This is a genomic window from Archangium lipolyticum, from assembly GCF_024623785.1.
Classification (GTDB): Bacteria; Myxococcota; Myxococcia; order Myxococcales; family Myxococcaceae; genus Archangium; species Archangium lipolyticum.
In genome coordinates this window covers 373,263-390,283 of the sequence record NZ_JANKBZ010000002.1, presented here as the reverse complement: position 1 = coordinate 390,283, position 17,021 = coordinate 373,263, and the positions used below count along the sequence as shown (strand labels likewise).

At 70.4% G+C, this 17,021-nt stretch carries 15 protein-coding genes; 10 read left to right on the top strand and 5 right to left on the bottom strand.

Annotated elements, in window-relative coordinates; translation table 11 throughout:
* The first annotated feature begins 13 nt into the window (after positions 1 to 13).
* A complete protein-coding gene (locus tag NR810_RS05265; RefSeq protein ID WP_257448542.1) occupies positions 14 to 913 on the top strand; it encodes a TIGR02266 family protein in 900 nt (299 codons plus the stop codon).
* 201 nt (positions 914 to 1,114) lie between these two features.
* Positions 1,115 to 2,731 carry an ATP-binding protein gene (locus tag NR810_RS05260; protein ID WP_257448540.1) on the top strand — a complete coding sequence of 539 codons (1,617 nt, stop codon included), beginning with the start codon at positions 1,115 to 1,117 and terminating at the stop codon, positions 2,729 to 2,731.
* Here the strand turns inward: NR810_RS05260 and NR810_RS05255 are convergent, their stop codons facing one another.
* Positions 2,732 to 3,877: a THUMP domain-containing class I SAM-dependent RNA methyltransferase gene (locus NR810_RS05255; RefSeq protein WP_257448538.1), complete on the bottom strand. Its 1,146-nt coding sequence runs from the start codon at positions 3,875 to 3,877 to the stop codon at positions 2,732 to 2,734.
* A 71-nt stretch (positions 3,878 to 3,948) separates the two neighbouring features.
* Here NR810_RS05255 and NR810_RS05250 point away from each other — a divergent pair, with 71 nt between their 5' ends.
* The 3 genes from NR810_RS05250 (at position 3,949) to NR810_RS05240 (ending at position 7,808) form a co-directional block, all read left to right on the top strand.
* Positions 3,949 to 4,833 carry a ferredoxin reductase domain-containing protein gene (locus NR810_RS05250; RefSeq protein WP_257448537.1) on the top strand — a complete coding sequence of 295 codons (885 nt, stop codon included), beginning with the start codon at positions 3,949 to 3,951 and terminating at the stop codon, positions 4,831 to 4,833.
* 189 nt (positions 4,834 to 5,022) lie between these two features.
* The gene (locus NR810_RS05245; RefSeq protein WP_257448535.1) at positions 5,023 to 5,892 is read left to right on the top strand and encodes a DUF2381 family protein; all 870 of its coding nucleotides are present in this window, start codon (positions 5,023 to 5,025) and stop codon (positions 5,890 to 5,892) included.
* Positions 5,893 to 5,900: 8 nt separating this feature from the next.
* Positions 5,901 to 7,808 (top strand): serine/threonine protein kinase, encoded by a 1,908-nt coding sequence (locus NR810_RS05240; RefSeq protein WP_257448533.1) that lies wholly within the window; start codon positions 5,901 to 5,903, stop codon positions 7,806 to 7,808.
* A 12-nt stretch (positions 7,809 to 7,820) separates the two neighbouring features.
* On the opposite strand, the gene NR810_RS05235 is transcribed toward NR810_RS05240, so the two are convergent.
* The 3 genes from NR810_RS05235 to NR810_RS05225 form a co-directional block, all read right to left on the bottom strand.
* On the bottom strand, positions 7,821 to 8,672 hold the full coding sequence (locus NR810_RS05235) for a hypothetical protein (RefSeq protein ID WP_257448531.1): 852 nt from the start codon (positions 8,670 to 8,672) through the stop codon (positions 7,821 to 7,823).
* Positions 8,673 to 8,796: 124 nt separating this feature from the next.
* The gene (locus tag NR810_RS05230; RefSeq protein WP_257448529.1) at positions 8,797 to 9,615 is read right to left on the bottom strand and encodes a class I SAM-dependent methyltransferase; all 819 of its coding nucleotides are present in this window, start codon (positions 9,613 to 9,615) and stop codon (positions 8,797 to 8,799) included.
* Between the two features lie 38 nt (positions 9,616 to 9,653).
* Entirely contained in the window at positions 9,654 to 10,223 is a 570-nt protein-coding gene (locus tag NR810_RS05225; RefSeq protein WP_257448528.1) for a NifU family protein, read from the bottom strand.
* 186 nt (positions 10,224 to 10,409) lie between these two features.
* Between NR810_RS05225 and NR810_RS05220 the strand changes: the two genes are divergently transcribed.
* From NR810_RS05220 to clpA, 5 genes are all read left to right on the top strand, one after another.
* Positions 10,410 to 10,979, top strand: a complete 570-nt coding sequence (locus NR810_RS05220) for a DUF2378 family protein (protein WP_257448527.1) — start codon at positions 10,410 to 10,412, stop codon at positions 10,977 to 10,979.
* A 13-nt stretch (positions 10,980 to 10,992) separates the two neighbouring features.
* Positions 10,993 to 11,433 carry a hypothetical protein gene (locus NR810_RS05215; RefSeq protein ID WP_257448526.1) on the top strand — a complete coding sequence of 147 codons (441 nt, stop codon included), beginning with the start codon at positions 10,993 to 10,995 and terminating at the stop codon, positions 11,431 to 11,433.
* Between the two features lie 62 nt (positions 11,434 to 11,495).
* Positions 11,496 to 12,674, top strand: a complete 1,179-nt coding sequence (locus NR810_RS05210; RefSeq protein WP_257448525.1) for a GNAT family N-acetyltransferase — start codon at positions 11,496 to 11,498, stop codon at positions 12,672 to 12,674.
* A 9-nt stretch (positions 12,675 to 12,683) separates the two neighbouring features.
* On the top strand, positions 12,684 to 13,010 hold the full coding sequence (locus tag NR810_RS05205; RefSeq protein WP_204225573.1) for an ATP-dependent Clp protease adaptor ClpS: 327 nt from the start codon (positions 12,684 to 12,686) through the stop codon (positions 13,008 to 13,010).
* A 4-nt stretch (positions 13,011 to 13,014) separates the two neighbouring features.
* The gene (gene clpA / locus NR810_RS05200; protein ID WP_257448524.1) at positions 13,015 to 15,321 is read left to right on the top strand and encodes an ATP-dependent Clp protease ATP-binding subunit ClpA; all 2,307 of its coding nucleotides are present in this window, start codon (positions 13,015 to 13,017) and stop codon (positions 15,319 to 15,321) included.
* Between the two features lie 90 nt (positions 15,322 to 15,411).
* On the opposite strand, the gene NR810_RS05195 is transcribed toward clpA, so the two are convergent.
* Entirely contained in the window at positions 15,412 to 17,010 is a 1,599-nt protein-coding gene (locus NR810_RS05195) for a methyl-accepting chemotaxis protein (protein ID WP_257448523.1), read from the bottom strand.
* Positions 17,011 to 17,021: the final 11 nt, after the last annotated feature.

The window sequence follows — 17,021 nt, the reverse complement described above, 5'->3', positions numbered from 1 at the left end:
CCGAGGAGTGCACGTGTCGAACTACTGGATTGGAGACTCCATTGGTCGCGTGCTGGGGCCCCTGACGCTCCAGGCGCTGCGTGAGCTCATCGGCTCGGGGCGGCTCAAGGCCGTCACCCGCGCCTCGCGTGATGGCACCTCGTGGCTGCCCATCGAGCAGCTCAACGAGGTGAAGGATCTGCTGAGCGCGAACGCGGCCAAGGCCCAACCGGCCAACGAGCTGCAGCAGGCCGAGCGGCTGCGGCAGCAGCTGCGCCAGATGCAGAACATGCCCGCGCACCAGCTCTTCGGCGTGCAGCCGACCGCGCCCCTGGAGGAGCTGCGCGGCGCCTTCTTCCGGGTGGCGAAGCGCTTCTCACCGGAGCACCACTCGCCCGACACCCACCCCGAGCTGCGCAAGGCCGCCGCCGAGGTGTACGAGCTGCTCGCGCGCCGCATGCGCGAAGCGGAGGCCAGTGCTCCCGCGCGTCCCGCCCCGCAGCCCGGAGCACGGGGGGCCACGGCCCAGATGTCGCGCGCGGCCCAGCAGGCCCCGGCCTACAGCTACTCGGCCGAGGAGTTCGTCGGGATGCAGGTGCGCAACGACAGGCTCCAGATCGCCATCAAGGTGACCGCGCGCAACGTGGGCATGTTCACCGACCACCGCATCATCAACATCCAGGCCGGTGGCATGTTCCTGCCCACGGACAATCCGTTGAAGCTGGGAACGCGCGTGGACCTGGTGCTCGACTTCGAGCAGCAGCAGCGTCAAATCAAGCTGCGCAGCTCCGTCATCTGGGAGTACACGCTGGATGACGGCAAGCAGCCGCGCGGGTATGGGCTCGGCCTGGCGGATCTCCGCCCGGAGGAGCGGTCCTTCGTGGACGAGTTCCTGCGCAACAGCCGTGTCCCGGCCACTACATCATCCGGCTGAGGAACACCGCGGTCAGCAAGAACCAGGTGGCGGCCACCACCACGACCGCCTTCAGCTCCAGTTCGTCCGGATTCGTCACGTTGGCGAAGCGCATGTGCGTACTCCCAGGAAGCCCTACGCTCTTGCATACGGACCACCCTGGAGGTGATTGCATGCGGAGCCACCCGGCGCCTGCCCGGAGGGTGACGAAGGGAGGAAGACGTGTCCGACACGGCTGAGTACCGGCCGCTCGATGGGCTCCCGGTACCGGCCCTGGTGGTGCGTGGCGACCAGGTGGTCCACGCCAACCCGGCGCTGCTGTCGCTGCTCGGCCTCGGCCTGGAGGAGGTGCGTGCCACCCCCGTGGCGCGGCTGCTGGCCCGCGCCGCCCCCTCGGACCGCGCGTGGCTGGAGCCGCTCCACCCGGAGAACGCGCTCGGGAAGATGGCCGCGGACACGCTGTGGCTGCGCGTGCGCGTGGCCGGCGGCCAGGAGCGGACGTTCTGCATGCGCCGGGGCAGCGGGTTGAGGCCCGAGGACACGCTGCTGATGCTGCTCGACGCCGAGGGCGAGGCCAGCATGCGGCGGCTCATCGACGCGCTCGTCACGGCCTCCAGTGAGATGGTGCGCTGCCGCGACGAGCAGGCCGTGCTGGAGATGGTCGTGGAGACCATCCACCGGCAGGGCTTCTACATCTCGGTGATGCTGGTGGAGGGGGACACGCTCCGTCATGGGCCCATGCGGCACGAGCCGGCCGCGGTGGCCGCCGCCGAGAAGCTCTACGGATGCCCCATCTCCGAGGTGCGCTTCCCGCTCTCGAGCGTGCCGCACCTCGAGGACGTCTTCACCCAGCGCAAGGCGGCCTTCCACCAGGACATCTTCCTCGCGCTCCAGCGCTTCCACAGCCCGGAAGTGCTGGAGCTGCTGAAGCGCACGTACACGGCCCGGCGCGCCCTGGACGCCCCCCTCTTCGTGGAGGGAGCGCCCTACGGAGTGCTGTCGGTGCAGGGCGAGGCGCTCACGCCAGCGAGCGCGGCCACGCTGGAGCTGTTCGCGCGGCAGGTGGGCGGGGCGTTGGAGAACGTGCGCCACCACCGGCTCGCCGCCGCGCGTCTGGCCGAGGTGTCGCGGCTGCAGGCGGAGCTGGTGGCGCAGGAGCGGCTGACGGTGCTCGGCGAGGCCGCGGGCGTGGTGGCCCACGAGGTGCGCAACCCCCTGAGCGCCATCCTCAACGTGGTGGCGGTGCTGAAGCGGGACACGCTGGGCCCCGTCAGCGCGAGCGCGGTGGAGATGTTGGAGGAGGAGGCCACGCGGCTGGATGCGATGGTGCGCGACCTGCTGGACGTGGTGCGCCCGCTGGAGCCCCGGCCGCGCACGCTCCACGCGGGTGAGCTGGCGCAGCGCACGCTGGAGCTCTTCCAGGAGCGGCGGCAGCTCGGCGGCGTACGGGTGTCGCTGGACGAGGAGCCGGACCTGCCCACGCTCCAGGCGGACGAGACGCTGTTGCAGCTCGCGATGGAGAACCTGGTGCGCAACGCGGTGCAGTCCTCGCCCCCGCGAGGCGAGGTGCGCATGGCGGTGGGGCGTGTACCGGAGGGCATCCTCATCACCGTGGAGGACGAGGGCCCGGGCGTCGCCCCGGCGGATGCCCAGCGCATCTTCGAGCCCTTCTTCACCACGCGCGCCACGGGCACCGGACTGGGACTGGCCGTGGTGCGCCGGGTGGTGCTGGCCCATGGCGGCACGGTGTCGGTGGGCCAGCGGCCCGGAGGAGGCGCGCGCTTCGAGCTGCGGCTGCCCCTCCACCTGGAGTCCAGGCCCCTTCCCCCCTCGAGGTGATCAGCGCAACGTGCACAGCAGGAGGCGGCAGCGCAGGCCTCCGTTGCGCACCGGGAGGTTCCGCTCCTCGGGCAGCCCCAGCGCGCGGATGAGGCCCGTGTCCTCCGGGACGAGCACCGCGGCACGCCAGCCCGTGAAGGCCCGCCGGAACGTGGCGCCCAGCGCCCGGTAGAGCCCCGGCAGATCCTCCGCCTCACCCACCCGCTTGCCATAGGGCGGATTCACCACCACCAGGCCGGGCCCCAGCCCCGCGGGTGCCGCCAGCGTGCGCACGTCCTGGCGCTCCAGCGTGAGCGTCACTCCCGCGCGCCGTGCGTTGCGCCGGGCCGTCCCCAGCGCTCCCGCGTTGATGTCGTAGCCCCGGAGCGCCGAGCGCGGCGCGGGCAGGGACTCCGCCTCCGCCCTCGCCTTGCGTGCACCCCAGTCGGCCGCGTCGAAGCCGGGGAAGCGCTCGAAGGCGAAGGCACGCTCGAGCCCCGGCGCCCGCCGCCGGGACATCCACGCGCCCTCGATGAGGAACGTGCCCGAGCCGCACATCGGATCCACCAGCGGCTCCACCCCGTCATACCCGGCCAGCACGAGGATGCCCGCGGCGAGCGTCTCGCGCAGGGGCGCCCGGCTCACCTCCTGCCGGTACCCCCGCCGGTGCAGCGGCTCCCCGCTGGTGTCCGCGCTCACCGTGCACGTGTCGCCTTCCAGCCGCACCAGCAGGGTGAGGCCCTCGGAGGACTCCTCGTCCAGCACGCCCGCGCGCTCCACCGAGGACAACCCCCAGGCCCGCGCCGCGGCGGCCAGCACCGCGTCCGGCCCCTTGAAGCGCGCGCGGTGCAGGGCCACCGAGAGCCTCGGTACCGCCCGCCCGTCCCACACCGAGGACAGGGGCAGCCCCGCCAGGCCCCTGGCGAGCGCCCCGGCATCCGGCGCGGGGAAGCGCCCCAGCCGCAGCAGGACCCGGCTCGCCGTGCGCAGGCGCAGGTTGGCCTCCTGGTGCAGCCCCGGCGCACCCGTGAGCTCCACCCCGCCCTCCACCCGCCGGGGTGAAAAGCCCAGGACACCCGCCTCGGACTCCAGGGCGGGCTCGAGCCCCGGCAGCGCCGAGACGAAGATGTGCTCCCTCTGTTGGACGTTCGTCACCTGAAGCGGCATTGTCCGCGCCCGACGCCCGGCCGCAACGCTTTCCTGGGAGGAACGTCCACCGGGCTGGTACGGAGGAGTCCATGAGCGCAACCGTGACGACCGCCCGGAACCGCCCCCGGGAGTACGAAGTGACGGTGACCGACGTGCGCCTGGAGACGCACGACACCGCCACCCTGTATCTGGACTTCGGCCCGGAGCGCCCCGAGTACCGCGCCGGCCAGTTCCTCAACCTGGATCCGCACCAGTTCCACGCGCTCGGCCGGTTCGCCACCTATCTCCAGGAGCAGAAGGGGCGCAAGGAGCCCGCGCGCTCGTACTCGCTCGCCTCCGCCCCTCACGAGTCCCTGGTGGCCATCACCGTGAAGGACGAGGACTACATCCCCGGCTTCACCCGCTACCCGCCCCTGCTCTCGCCCTACCTGGTCCACGCCCCGCTCACCGGCTCGAAGATGCGCGTGCTGGGCTTCATGGGTCCCTACGTGCTGCCGGATGACGTGGAGGAGCGCACGGACCACCTCGTCCACATCGTCGCTGGCTCCGGCGCGGTGCCCAACTTCGCCATCATCAAGGACGCCCTGCACCGGGGTCTCAAGCCGCGTCACACCGTCATCTGCTCCAACAAGACGTGGGGTGACATCCTCTACCGGGAAGCCTTCGAGGCGCTCGAGCGCGCGCACCCGGGGAAGCTGCGCGTGGTGCACACGCTCACCCGCGAGACGGACGAGTCCCGCTTCGGACCCGCCGTGCGCAAGGGCCGCATCGGCGAGGCGCTGCTGCGGGAGTTCCTCCCGGACCACGCCACGTGCCTCATCTACGTGTGCGGCCCGGCGATCACCCCGTGGGACCGGAAGAAGGCGCTGGAGACGCGCACGCCGGCCACGCCGCGCTTCATGGAGACGGTGCTCGGCCACCTCCATGACCTCGGCATCGAGGACAAGCGCATCAAGCGGGAGTCGTACGGGTAGCGCGGTGCGAGGCGCTCAGCCTGGAATGCAGTACCAGGGGGCCCGCGGGTCGCATGCCTTGCGGCATTCGTAATCGACACACACGTCCCCCTCGGGACAGGGGGAATCATGGCACCACGGTCCGCGCCATGAGACGCAGCCGGTCCACTCTTTGACCTGATAGGTTGACTCGCTGGAGGAACCTCCCGAGTGACCCTGGCCCTCACGCGCCGCGCCCTGTGTCTGTTGCCCCTGGTGGGTACCGCCTCGGCGGTGGCCCAGCCGCGTCTCCTCTCCGACCCCAGGCTCGAGGCCCGCGCCCTCGTGCTCCCCGACAGCCCCACCGCTCCCGCGCCCACGGTGCGCGCCGCTCCCGGCTACACCACCGTGCTCGAGTTCGATGCGGCGATCGACCCGGACTCGCTCTCGGTGGAAGGAAGGGAGGAGCGCTTCGCCCTCGTGGAGGTGACCACCCGCATGGTGGTGCTGCGCCCGGCCCTCGCGCTGCCCGAGGACAGGCCCCTGCTGCTCAAGGTGGGCTTCGCGGATGGCCTGCCGCCCACCCACGCCACGCTCGCGCTCGTGCCCGCCACCACCCAGGTGGATGCGCAGGTGCGGGTGATTCGCCACCCGCGCTCGGTGCCAGCGCTCGAGTCCGAGCTGGAGGCGATGCGCGCCCGGTGCGAGGCGGGCAACCTCGTCAAGCTCGCGCTCTCGGGGGAGCTCCAGGGGGGCGTGACCCACGAGCGGCTGCCGTCCGCGCTCTTGTCGAGCGAGGTGGAGGTGGTCGCTCACGACGTCTACCGCACGCTCGCCCATGCCTTGGTGACCGTGCAGCTCAAGCTCGCCCCGGGAGCCCAGTCCTGGGCGCCCGGCGAGGCGTGGCTGCGGGACGCGACGGGCCAGGTGCTCCGGCGGCTGCCCGTATGGATGGACGGAACGTGGCTCCAACCCGGAGAGGCCCGCTTCCTCGCCGTGGAGCTGGAGCCTCCCTCGCGGCCAACGCGGCCGCGCTGGAGCCTGGAGCTGCGCGAGCGTGACGGTGAGCGCCACCTGGCCCTCGCCCCCTTCACCCTCTGAGGAGAATCATGCACGAGACGACAACCTTCTTCCGGCCCGAGGCCCTCCCCTCCGGAACAGACATAGGCCAGTGGCGCGTGGTGGAGCCCCTGGGCGTGGGCGGCTACGGCGCCGTCTACCGGGTGGAGGACATCCACCACCCCCGCCTGCCGCTCGCCCTCAAGGTGGCGCTGCGCCGCGAGGATCCGCGGGCCCAACGCGAGGCAGTGCTGTTGATGGAGCAGGCGGTCCACCCCAACGTGGTGCGCTTCCACGGCTGCGGGCGCTGGCCGGACCCGAAGGGCCACACCTTCCACGTGATGGACCTGGTGCCCGGCCCACCGCTGGACCGGTGGGCCGAGACGCTCAACCCCTCCTTCCTCCAGTTCGCCGAGGCGGGGGCGAAGCTGGCCGGGGCGCTCGGGGAGCTCCACGGCCGGGGCGTGCTGCACCGAGACGTGAAGCCGGAGAACATCCTCATCCGCGAGCCGGACGGAGAGCCGGTGCTGGTGGACTTCGGCATTGGCACCTACGCGGGCGCGACCTCGCTCACCTCCACGCCCCTGCCACCGGGCACGACCCACCTGCGCAGCCCCGAGGCCATGCGCTTCTGGGTGGAGCGGGGCAAGCTCCCGGGAGCCTCGTACGAGGTGGGCGCCGCGGATGACCTGTACGCGCTCGGCGTGAGCCTGTACCGGGCGGTGACGGGGCACTACCCCTTCCCGCCCGAACTGCTGGGCGATCTGCTCCCGCTGGCCATCACGAGGAACCGGCCGCACGCGCCCCGGGACTTCAACCGACGGGTGCCCCAGGCACTGAGCGATGTGCTGGTGCGCATGCTGGCCAAGAATCCCCGGGAGCGCTACGCCACGGGAGCCGAGGTGCGCGATGCACTGGTGGAGGCGGCGTCCTTCGGCCGGCGCGCGGCGTGGGAGGCGAGCCTCTTCGAGTGGGAGCCCGTCCCGGCACGCGAGGCGGGAGAGGCACCGGGACGGCGCATCCGCCGGCCTGCCTTCCCCACCAGCCCGATGACGGTCACCGAGCCCGGAGTGCGGCTCCTCGAGGGAGGCTCCTCCGTCCGGCGGCGGAGAAGAGGAGCACCCGCACCGGCCCCGGAGGCGCGCCAGGCCTCGGGCCGGGCACTTCCCGGGAGAGCCCTGGTCGGGGTGCTGGGGCTCGGGCTCGCACTGCCCGGCATCTGGGTGGTGCTGGGAAACAAGGCCCCCGCTCCGCTCCCACCGGAGCCCGTGTTCCGAGGCGGCGAAGTGGCGCGAGCGCCGGAACCCTCCGATGCTGGGTCGGCCGCGGCCCCACTACCTTTGGAGTCAACCCCCGCGGCTGCCGCCCCCGTGGAGGCACGAGCCATGAAAGGCGCTCCCATGAAGAAGCCCCAACAGATGACCCCTGATGCATCCCCCCAGCGCGAGCCCGGCTCCGCGGGCAAGGCCCTCGGCACCGCCGCCTGCGTGGGCCTGGCCTGTGCCAGTGCCCAGACGCGCCCCGCCAGTACCGACTGCCCTCCCGAGTCTCGCATCGTGATGAGAGAGCTCCGTCTGGCCTGGGGGGACGGCCCGAGCATCATCACCGACATCCAGCAGGACAAGCCGACCCCGGACCAGCCGTACACCACAGTCCGCTCCGGCTCCATCGTCAGCAGGACACGCAATGACAGGGGCCTGCTCCCACGGGGCACGCTGCTCTTCGGCGAGCTCTTCACCGAGGGCCCCCGCGTCTACGGCCGCTACGAGAGAGCCCAGACGCCCGACGGCAAGGAGTACCCCGTGTGCTTCATCCTGGGCAACGTGGACGCGCAGGGGGAAGAGAAGCTCCCGGGCTCCCGGCCAGGGGCCGCCCGCATCCCGGGCTTCCCGTTCGTCACCGCCGTCAAGCGCTTCGTCTACAAGGAGCCGGGCGAGAACACGAAGCAGGACGAGTAGTCCGGGCGCGTCTCACCCGGACGACTCATCCTCCGGTGCCGACAGCCGCGCACGCGCCGACCACGCCGCGTCTTCCTCCGCCTGTCTCCGGGCCCGCGCCTCCTCGCGGGAGGCCACGAGCTCCTGGCCCCGCTGCAGGAAATCCGCGAACACCGGCCAGTGCTCCCGGAAGAACTCCATTTCCACCTTCGGGAACGGGGCGAGCCCGTACAGCGTCAAGATGATGGAAGCGGTATGACGCTCGGGGTCCACCTTGCTCTGCGCGTAGGCGCGGAGCAGCCGGATCCGGTCGCACGCCAGGCCATCCTTCACCACCAGCGGCCAGCTCTCGTCCAAGAACTTCAACGCCGCGCCCACGTGCCCGTCCCGGCAGAGAATGGCGACCCAGGGCATCACCAGGAAGGTGGGCATTCCATTGAAGCGGTGGCAGGCCTCGTGGATGAGGCGCGAGGCCCGCCGGGTCTCGCCCAGCATGGCCAGGCACAATGCGAGGTGCCCATGCAGGGCGATCTCGTCCAACCACAGCGAGCGCGGCAGCGGCTGCCGCGAGAGCGGCTCCAGGATGGCCGCGGCCTCGGCGTACGCGCCCTGTTTGAGGCGGCAGACGGCCACTCCCGAGAGCGCCACCGTGCGACGGAAGCCATACGACACCCGGGCCACATCCCGGAAGCGCGCCTCCGCCAGAACGCTCGAGCCCTGGTACAGCAGCTCGCGAGCACGGCCGTAGGAGCGCAACCAGTGGCGGTGCACGAGGTACTGCACCACCAGGGCGCAGGCGAACAGCAGCGCGCCCAGCGCCACCACGATGAGGACACCGCGCGCCAGCATCGGCAGCAGCGGCGGAATGGACGACAACCATGGCATGAGGAGGGCTCCAGGTGACGGCAGAAGTCTGGTTCCCCACACTATTTCATACGTCACCCGCAGTCACGCGCCACGGCCTGGCCCGCCCGGGCACGATTCATACAGATGAGGGATTCCCGGGTGCTCAGCCAGCGGTGGGCGCCGTGCGCGACGCGGGCTCCACGCCCAGCAACCGCGTCAGCTTGGGCCGCACCCCGAAGGAGCCCAGCAGCGACTCCAGCTTCGCGCGCGCCTGCCGGTTCTCCTTGTGCACCCGCCGGCCCAGGATCAGCTCGTTCTTCAGCGAGTGCTCCCAGCCCGTCAGCTCCGTCACCGTCACCTGGTAGCCGAAGGCCTCCAGCGTCAACGCGCGGATGACGTTGGTGAGGTGGCTGCCGAACTCGCGCCGGTGCCACGCGTGCTGGTAGAGCAGTGCCAGCGTCGGGTCCACCGCCTGCCGGCTCTCCTTGAGCTGCGTGGCCACCTCCGCCTGGCAGCACGGCACCACCGCCACGTGGTCCGAGCCCTTCTGGATGGCCACCGCCAGCGCGTCATCCGTCGCCGTGTCGCACGCGTGCAGCGCCGTGAGCAGGTGGATGCGATCCGGCCACTGCGCCGTCTCCAGGTGCGCCGTCTGGAACTCCATCCGCCCGAAGCCCAGCCGCCCGGCGCGCTCCTTCGCCCGCTGCGTCAGCTCCGGCCGCCCCTCGACGTTCAGCACCGTCCCCGCCTCGGCGTCCTTGAAGAACACCTCGTACAGGATGAACCCCAGGTACGCGTTGCCGCTGCCCGCGTCCACCACCACCGGCGCCCCGTGCCTGGACTGCACGTCCTCCATCGCCGGCTTGAGCAGGCCCACCAGGTGGTTCACCTGCTTGAGCTTGCGCAGGGCATCCGCGTTGAGGTTCCCCTCGCGCGTGAGCAGGTGCAGCTCACGCAGGAGCTCCTTGGACTGGTCCGGCAACAGTTCCCGCCGGACCTGCTGGCCTTTGACCTGCCGCCTCAGACGGACACCACCTCGGTGACCTCGGGGACGAGCTCACGCAGCCGTGACTCGATGCCCATCTTCAAGGTCGCCGTGGACGAGGGGCAGCCCGCGCACGCGCCCTTCATGTGCAGGTAGACGATTCCATCCTCGAAGCGGTCCAGGGTGATGTCCCCACCGTCCTGCGCCACCGCCGGGCGGATCTCCCCATCCAGGATCTCCTGGATGCGCGTCTCCACCGAGCCACCGCTTCCTCCCGCCGCCGCCGCCGCGCGCGCCGCCGCGAGCACGTCCTCGTTCACCGCCGGCAGCCCCGCGCCCAGGTGCTCGTCCAGCGTGGCCATCACCGCGTCGTTCAGCTCGTCCCACTCACCCTGCTCGCCCTTGGTGACGGTGACGAAGTTGCTGCCCACCATCACCGCCGTCACGCCCTGGATGCCCATCAGCTTGAGCGCCAGCGGCGACTTCTCCTCCGCCGCCTCCTTGCTCGTGATGTTCACCGCCCCGGACGACACGAGCCGCCGGTCCACCACGTACTTCAGCGTGCTGGGGTTGGGCGTCCACTCGAGTTGGATGTTCACCGACATGTCGAAATCTCTCCTGTGCCCTTCCTCTAAGCCGCCAGCCCGCCCCTGGCAACCACGAGCGCGGGGGAATGTCCCCCATGTGAGTTGCTCTATCGGACAATCAGATTCTTACCCGACTTCAGCGATTCTCTGTCGAGGCATGATAAGTTGAGAGAACGGTTGGACACCCAACCGGGGAGATGTGCCATGGAAAGTCCGAGTCTGCCGGCGAGGACCCCCAGCCCCGTCGTACAGCCCCGCATCCCCTCGAGTGTGTTCGAGGGGCTCTTCGTCCGGGGGCTGGAGCCGAACAGCCAGCTCGCCCGAGCGCTGGAAGCCGAGGGCTATGACCCGCGGTGTCCCGAGGTCGACTACCCGGTGCAGGTGTGGAAGCGGTGCGTCGCGCTCGCCAGGGACCTGGTCTGTGGCGAGCTCGGGGACGCGGACGCCTACCGGTTGCTCGGCCGCAAGCTGACCATGGGCTTCGCGGAGACGCTGGTGGGCCGGGTGGCCGCCGTGGCGCTGCCGATGATTGGCGCGGCGCGCGTGGTGGAGCGGCTGCCGCGCTACCTGGCGATGATGGGGCGGCCGGACCTGGAGGTGCAGCTGGTGTCCGTGGGCGAGCGCGCCCGGCGTGTCAGCATCATGGACGTGCACAACCGCCCCGAGCTCATCGCCGGTGCGCTGGAGGTCGCCCTGGAGCGGGCCCACGCCCAGCCCCTCATCACCGTCGAGGATCGCTCCCACCAGGGTTTCCGCCTCCTCGTCCGCTGGTAGAAGGCACAACACCATGGCCTACCCTCCCCGGCTCGCACACCTCGCCACACGCTCCGTCGTGGTGGCGAAGTTGACCCCCACCTACTCGCGCGCCCACCACATCGACGAGGAGGAGGCTTCTCAGCGGCTCTCCTCCGCCCTCCAGGGCCGGCTGTGGAGCTCGCTGCTGGAGGAGGCGTGGCTGGCCATGCGGGGCAAGTCCAAGCGGCTCGATGACGAGGCGCTCGTGGAGAAGGTGGCCACCACGCTGCGGGACAGGCCGATGCGCCCCGGACGGGTGGCGGAGCTGACCCCCGGGTGGAGCGCCTTCCTGGTGCTGGCGGATCTGGAGGCCGGTACCGCCAGCGACTCGGCTCGCCGGGTGATGGAGTCTCCCGAGGGCCGGGAGCGCGGACGGGCCGGGCTGGCCGAGGTGGGCGGCTTCCTGGCCGCCGAGCTCACCCGGGGCCGCTAGGCGGGGTCCGAGCTGGCTGGCGGGTCCACGGTCAGGCCGTTATAGGCTGACACCGCCCGACGATGTCCGACCCGCTGCCGCTCACCCTGCGCCTCCATCGCGCCATCACCGAGGTACCCCGAGGGGCCTGGGACGCGCTGCTCGACGACGCGGCACGGCCCTTCCTGGAGTGGGCCTTCCTCGCGGCGTTGGAGGAGAGCGGCAGCGTGGGCCCCCACACCGGCTGGCACCCGCGCCACCTCACCCTGTGGCAGGGCTCCCGGCTGGTGGCGGCGGCCCCCGCGTACCTCAAGGACGACAGCCACGGTGAGTTCGTCGCCGATGGCGCCTGGGCCACCGCCGCCGAGCGGCTCGGGGTGCGCTACTACCCGAAGCTGGTGCTGGCCGTGCCCTTCACCCCCGTCACCGGACGCCGCCTGCTGGTGGCTCCAGGCGAGGATCGGGCGGCCCGGGAGCAGGAGCTCGCCCGCGCCGCCCTGGAGTACGCCCGCGCCGAGGGCTTCTCCAGCGTCCACGTGCACTTCCCCACCGAGGCCGAGGCCACCGCCCTGGAGGCCGCCGGCTATGCGGTGCGCCTGAGCGTCCAGTATCAATGGCGTAACGCCGGCTACGGCTCCTTCGAGGACTTCCTCACCCGCTTCCACACCCACCGGCGCAATCAGATCCGCCGCGAGCTGCGCGCCCCGGCCGCCCAGGGCCTCACCCTGCGGACGCTGCGCGGCGAGGCGCTGGCCGAGGTGGACCCCGTCGACCTCCATCGCCTCTACGTCTCCACGGTGGACAAGTACCCGTGGGGCCGGCGCCTCCTCACCCCGGGCTTCTTCGCGCGGATGCTGTCCACCTTCCGCCAGGCCTGCGAGCTGGTGGAGGTCCGCCGGGACGGACGCCTGGTGGCCGGGGCCTTCAACCTGGTGGGGCCCCGGGTGCTGTACGGCCGTTACTGGGGCTGCTTCGAGGAGCACCCCTTCCTCCACTTCAACGCCTGCCTCTACCACCCGGTGGCCGAGGCGATCGCCCGGGGATTGGAGCGCTTCGAGCCGGGCTCCGGCGGGGAGCACAAGCTCACCCGGGGCTTCGAGCCACAACCGACCTGGAGCGCTCACTTGCTATTCCACCCCGGGGTCGACCGGGCGGTACGCTCCTTCCTGGAGCACGAACGGGCAGCCGTGCTGGCTGGCCTGCCCCGGTGGCGAGCCGAAACAGGATTCAAGCGGGGGCCGTTCGTGCCCCCTACTCGTTAGAGGGAGACCATGTCCCGAGAGAAGTCCGATCCGGATTCCAACGTCGTCACGGAGACGGTACCGCAGAAGAAGCTCAAGCGGCCCACCCTGTACAAGGTGCTCCTGCACAACGACAACTACACGACGCGGGAGTTCGTGGTCGCGGTGTTGAAGGAGATCTTCCACAAGTCCGAGACGGATGCCGTGCAGATCATGCTGCACGTTCATTACAACGGAGTCGGCGTAGCTGGCGTTTATACGTTCGAGGTCGCCGAGACGAAGATCAGGACCGTGGAGGCGGCGGCGCGGGAGAATGGCTTCCCGCTGCGCCTCTCGATGGAACCAGAGGAAGGTTGAAATCGTGGCAGGACCGCTGATTGCCAAGGAGTTGCAGGCCAGTTTCCGCAACGCGCTCGAAGAGGCGCGGCGGATGCGGCACGAGTACCTGACGCTCGAGCACCTGCTGCTCGCGCTCACCAAGGACGCACGCACCCGGGAAGTGCTCAAGGGCTGCGGCGCCAACGTCAAGCGGCTGCAGGAACGCCTGGAGGGCTTCCTGGAGGAGACCGTCGAGCGTCTGCCCGATGGGGTGGAGGCCGAGCCGCAACAGACCATCGGCGTGGAGCGGGTGCTGCACCGCGCCGCCATGCACGCCCTGTCCGCCGAGCAGAAGTTCATCGACGGCGGCGACATCCTCGTGGCCCTCTTCCGCGAGGAGGAGAGCCATGCCCTCTACCTGCTGCAGGAGGAGGGCGTCACCCGGTTGGACCTGCTCAACTACATCTCCCACGGCGTCTCCAAGGACGAGTCCTCCGACGGGAGCGAGTCCGAGAGCGCGCCGCGCGGCAGTGCACCCGCCAGTGACGACGAGGAGGGGGAGTCTCCACGCAAGAGCCCGCTGGAGGCCTACACCACCAACCTCAACGAGGAGGCGAAGCAGGGCCGGATCGATCCGCTCATCGGGCGCGAGAAGGAGCTGGAGCGCACCATCCAGGTGCTCTGCCGGCGCCGGAAGAACAACCCGCTCTACGTGGGCGAGACGGGCGTGGGCAAGACGGCCATCGCCGAGGGGCTCGCGCTCCACATCCACGAGGGCAAGGTGCCCGAGGCGCTGAAGAACTCGGTCATCTTCTCGCTGGACATGGGCGCGTTGCTCGCGGGCACCAAGTTCCGCGGCCAGTTCGAGGAGCGCCTCAAGGGCGTGCTCAAGGCGCTGCAGGACCACCCGGACGCCATCCTCTTCATCGATGAGATCCACACCATCGTCGGGGCGGGGGCCACCAGCGGCGGCTCCATGGATGCGTCCAACCTGCTCAAGCCCGCGCTGGCCAGCGGCCGGCTGCGCTGCATCGGCTCGACGACGTACCAGGAGTTCAAGGCGTCCTTCGAGCGGGACCGGGCCCTGTCGCGGCGCTTCCAGAAGATCGAAGTGGGCGAGCCGTCCGTGGAGGACACCGTCCTCATCCTCGAGGGGCTGAAGAGCCGCTACGAGGACCACCACGGGGTGAAGTACGCGCCGGAGGCCATCCGGGCGGCGGCGGAGCTGAGCGCCAAGCACATCAACGACCGCTTCCTGCCGGACAAGGCCATCGACGTCATCGACGAGACGGGCGCGGCCGAGCGGCTCAAGCCCGAGGGCAAGCGCACCGGCCAGGTGACGGTGGCGGACGTGGAGGCCGTCATCTCGAAGATGGCGAAGATTCCGGCCAAGAGCGTGTCCGCCAGCGAGGGCGTGCAGCTCAAGAACCTGGAGCCCGAGCTCAACAAGGTCATCTTCGGGCAGGAGTCGGCCATCAAGTCGGTGGTGGACGCCATCAAGCTGGCGCGCAGCGGCCTGCGCGCGCCGGAGAAGCCCATCGGCAGCTTCCTCTTCTCGGGCCCCACGGGCGTGGGCAAGACGGAGCTGGCCAAGCAGCTCGCCTCGGTGCTGGGCGTGGAGTTCCTGCGCTTCGACATGAGCGAGTACTCGGAGAAGCACACGGTGAGCCGGCTCATCGGCGCGCCTCCGGGCTACGTGGGCTTCGACCAGGGTGGTCTGCTCACCGACGCCATCCGCAAGCACCCCTACGCGGTGCTGGTGCTGGACGAGATTGAAAAGGCCCACCCGGACCTCTTCAACATCCTGCTCCAGGTGATGGACCACGCGACGTTGACGGACAACAACGGCCGCAAGGCGGACTTCCGCAACATCATCCTCATCCTCACCACCAACGCGGGTGCGCGGGAGATGAGCACCAAGTCCATCGGCTTCGGCGACAAGCAGGCACCGGCGGACGCCCTGCGCGCGAAGAAGGCGATCGAAAACACCTTCACGCCCGAGTTCCGCAACCGCCTGGACGGGTGGGTGCTCTTCTCCGGCCTGCCGCCCGAGGTCATCCTCAAGGTGGTGGACAAGGAAGTGGGCCTGCTCCAGAAGATGCTGGACGAGAAGCGGGTGAAGCTGGAGCTGACGCCGGCGGCCCGGGCGTGGCTGGCGGAGAACGGGTACGACCCGGCCTTCGGCGCGCGGCCCATGGCCCGGCTGGTGGACAACACGCTCAAGAAGCCGCTGGCCGAGGCGCTCCTCTTCGGCGAGCTGAAGGACGGCGGCACCGCGCGCTTCGACGTGGAGGGCGAGGGCTTGAAGCTCAAGGCGCTCCCCGCACCGCAGCCGGCTCCGGCGGCGTAGAAGCAGTGGAGGCGTAGAAGCAGTGGAAACGACAAGGGCCAGGTCGAGGGTCTCCCCTCTCCTGGCCCTTCGTCCTTCCCAGCTCCGTGACTACTGCACGCGGTAGGTCTTCACTGCGCTGTTGAGCTGGTCGGCGATGACCTGCAGCGTGGTGGCGGCCTCACCGGTGGCGCCGATACGCGACACGGTCTCGTCCATCATCTTGGACAGGTCGCTCACGGCGGTGGTGATCTGGTTGATGCCCACGTTCTGCTGGCCCACGGCGGCGGCGATCTGCCGCACGGCGGCGGCGTTGTCCTGGATGATGGAGGACAGCTCGCGCAGGTTCTTGCCGTAGGTGCGCACCTGCTCCAGGCCCGCCTCCATGCGCTGCGAGCCGCGCTCGGTGATGCGCACGGCCACGCTCACCGAGTTGCCGATATCGTCCAGCAGCTCGCGCACGCGGTCCGTGGACTCGATGGACTGGTCGGCCAGGGCGCGGATTTCACGAGCCACCACGCCGAAGCCCTTGCCGTGCTCACCCGAGCGCACCGCCTCGATGGCGGCGTTGAGCGCCAGCATGTTGGACTGGTCGGCCAGGTCCTTCACCGTCTGGGTGATGCTGCCGATCTGCACGGTGCGCTCGCCCAGCTCGAGGATCTTCTGGGCGATCTCCTGCACCTGGATGCGGATGTCGTTGAGGCCCACGAGCGTCTGCTCCAGGGCGGCCTCGCCCGTGCGGCTCAGCTCGTCGGCGCGCTCGGCCACGGAGAGCACCGAGTCGGCCTTCTGGGCGGCCAGGAGGCTCGTCTGGCGGATCTCCTGCGCGGTGACCTGCGTCTCCTGCAGGGCGGAGGCCTGACGGGACACGGTCTGCGACTGGTCGGCGGCGGAGTTGTTGAGCTGCTCGGTGGCGCCCTTGAGGGCCCCAGCGGCCTGCTGGAGGTTCTGCGTCACCCCGCGCAGCCGGCTCACCATCTGCTCGAAGGAGTGGGCCAGCTGGCTCACCTCGTCACTGCCCTTCACCTGGATGGGTCGGGTGAGATCGCCGGACTCGACGATGTGGGCGGCCACGTCGGTGAGCTCGCGCAGCGGGCCCACCACGGAGCGGCTCAGCAGGGCCGCGGCCCCCGCGCCACCGGCGGCGAGGAGCAGGCCCAGCAGCGCCATGTTGAGCAGCAGCATGTCCACCTGCCCGTCGATGGCCTCGTACTTCATGCCCACGTGCACCACGCCGCGCACGCCACCGGACAGGGGCAGGGCCAGGTCGATGACCTCCTGCTTGCCGGTGTCGAGCACCACCTTGGCCGGGTCAGCCACCTGCACGTTCTGGCCACCGGCGGGCGCCTCGGGCTTCAGGCTGTTGATGCCCAGCAGCACCTGGGGGAATTCCTTGGGGAACGAGTGGGCGATGACTTCGTTGTCGCCGCCCACCACGTACACGTAGCGCACGTTGCCAACGTTCTGGAACGCGCTCAGCAGCGGCCCGAACGAGGTGACGCCGTCCGCCGAGGCCCGCTCCGCGGCCGCCGAGAAGCCGACGATGATCGCCTTGCCCTCGCTCACGGTGGTGTCCAGGAGGCTGCTCCGCAGCCGCTGGGCGGCGACCACGGCGAGCACGACGGCCACGGCGAGACTGACGGCCGCCGTGATGAGGATGAATTTGGGTCCGATGCCCAGTGACTGCTTGGAGGTGGCGTTGGCGCTCACGGAAGCTCCTC

Coding starts and splice junctions, on each gene's coding strand:
- NR810_RS05250 (WP_257448537.1), top strand. CDS start 3,949: ATGAGCGCAACCGTGACGACCGCCCGGAACCGCCCCCGGGAGTACGAA.
- NR810_RS05210 (WP_257448525.1), top strand. CDS start 11,496: ATGTCCGACCCGCTGCCGCTCACCCTGCGCCTCCATCGCGCCATCACC.
- NR810_RS05225 (WP_257448528.1), bottom strand. CDS start 10,223: ATGTCGGTGAACATCCAACTCGAGTGGACGCCCAACCCCAGCACGCTG.
- NR810_RS05255 (WP_257448538.1), bottom strand. CDS start 3,877: ATGCCGCTTCAGGTGACGAACGTCCAACAGAGGGAGCACATCTTCGTC.
- NR810_RS05205 (WP_204225573.1), top strand. CDS start 12,684: ATGTCCCGAGAGAAGTCCGATCCGGATTCCAACGTCGTCACGGAGACG.
- NR810_RS05235 (WP_257448531.1), bottom strand. CDS start 8,672: ATGCCATGGTTGTCGTCCATTCCGCCGCTGCTGCCGATGCTGGCGCGC.
- NR810_RS05220 (WP_257448527.1), top strand. CDS start 10,410: ATGGAAAGTCCGAGTCTGCCGGCGAGGACCCCCAGCCCCGTCGTACAG.
- NR810_RS05215 (WP_257448526.1), top strand. CDS start 10,993: ATGGCCTACCCTCCCCGGCTCGCACACCTCGCCACACGCTCCGTCGTG.
- NR810_RS05240 (WP_257448533.1), top strand. CDS start 5,901: ATGCACGAGACGACAACCTTCTTCCGGCCCGAGGCCCTCCCCTCCGGA.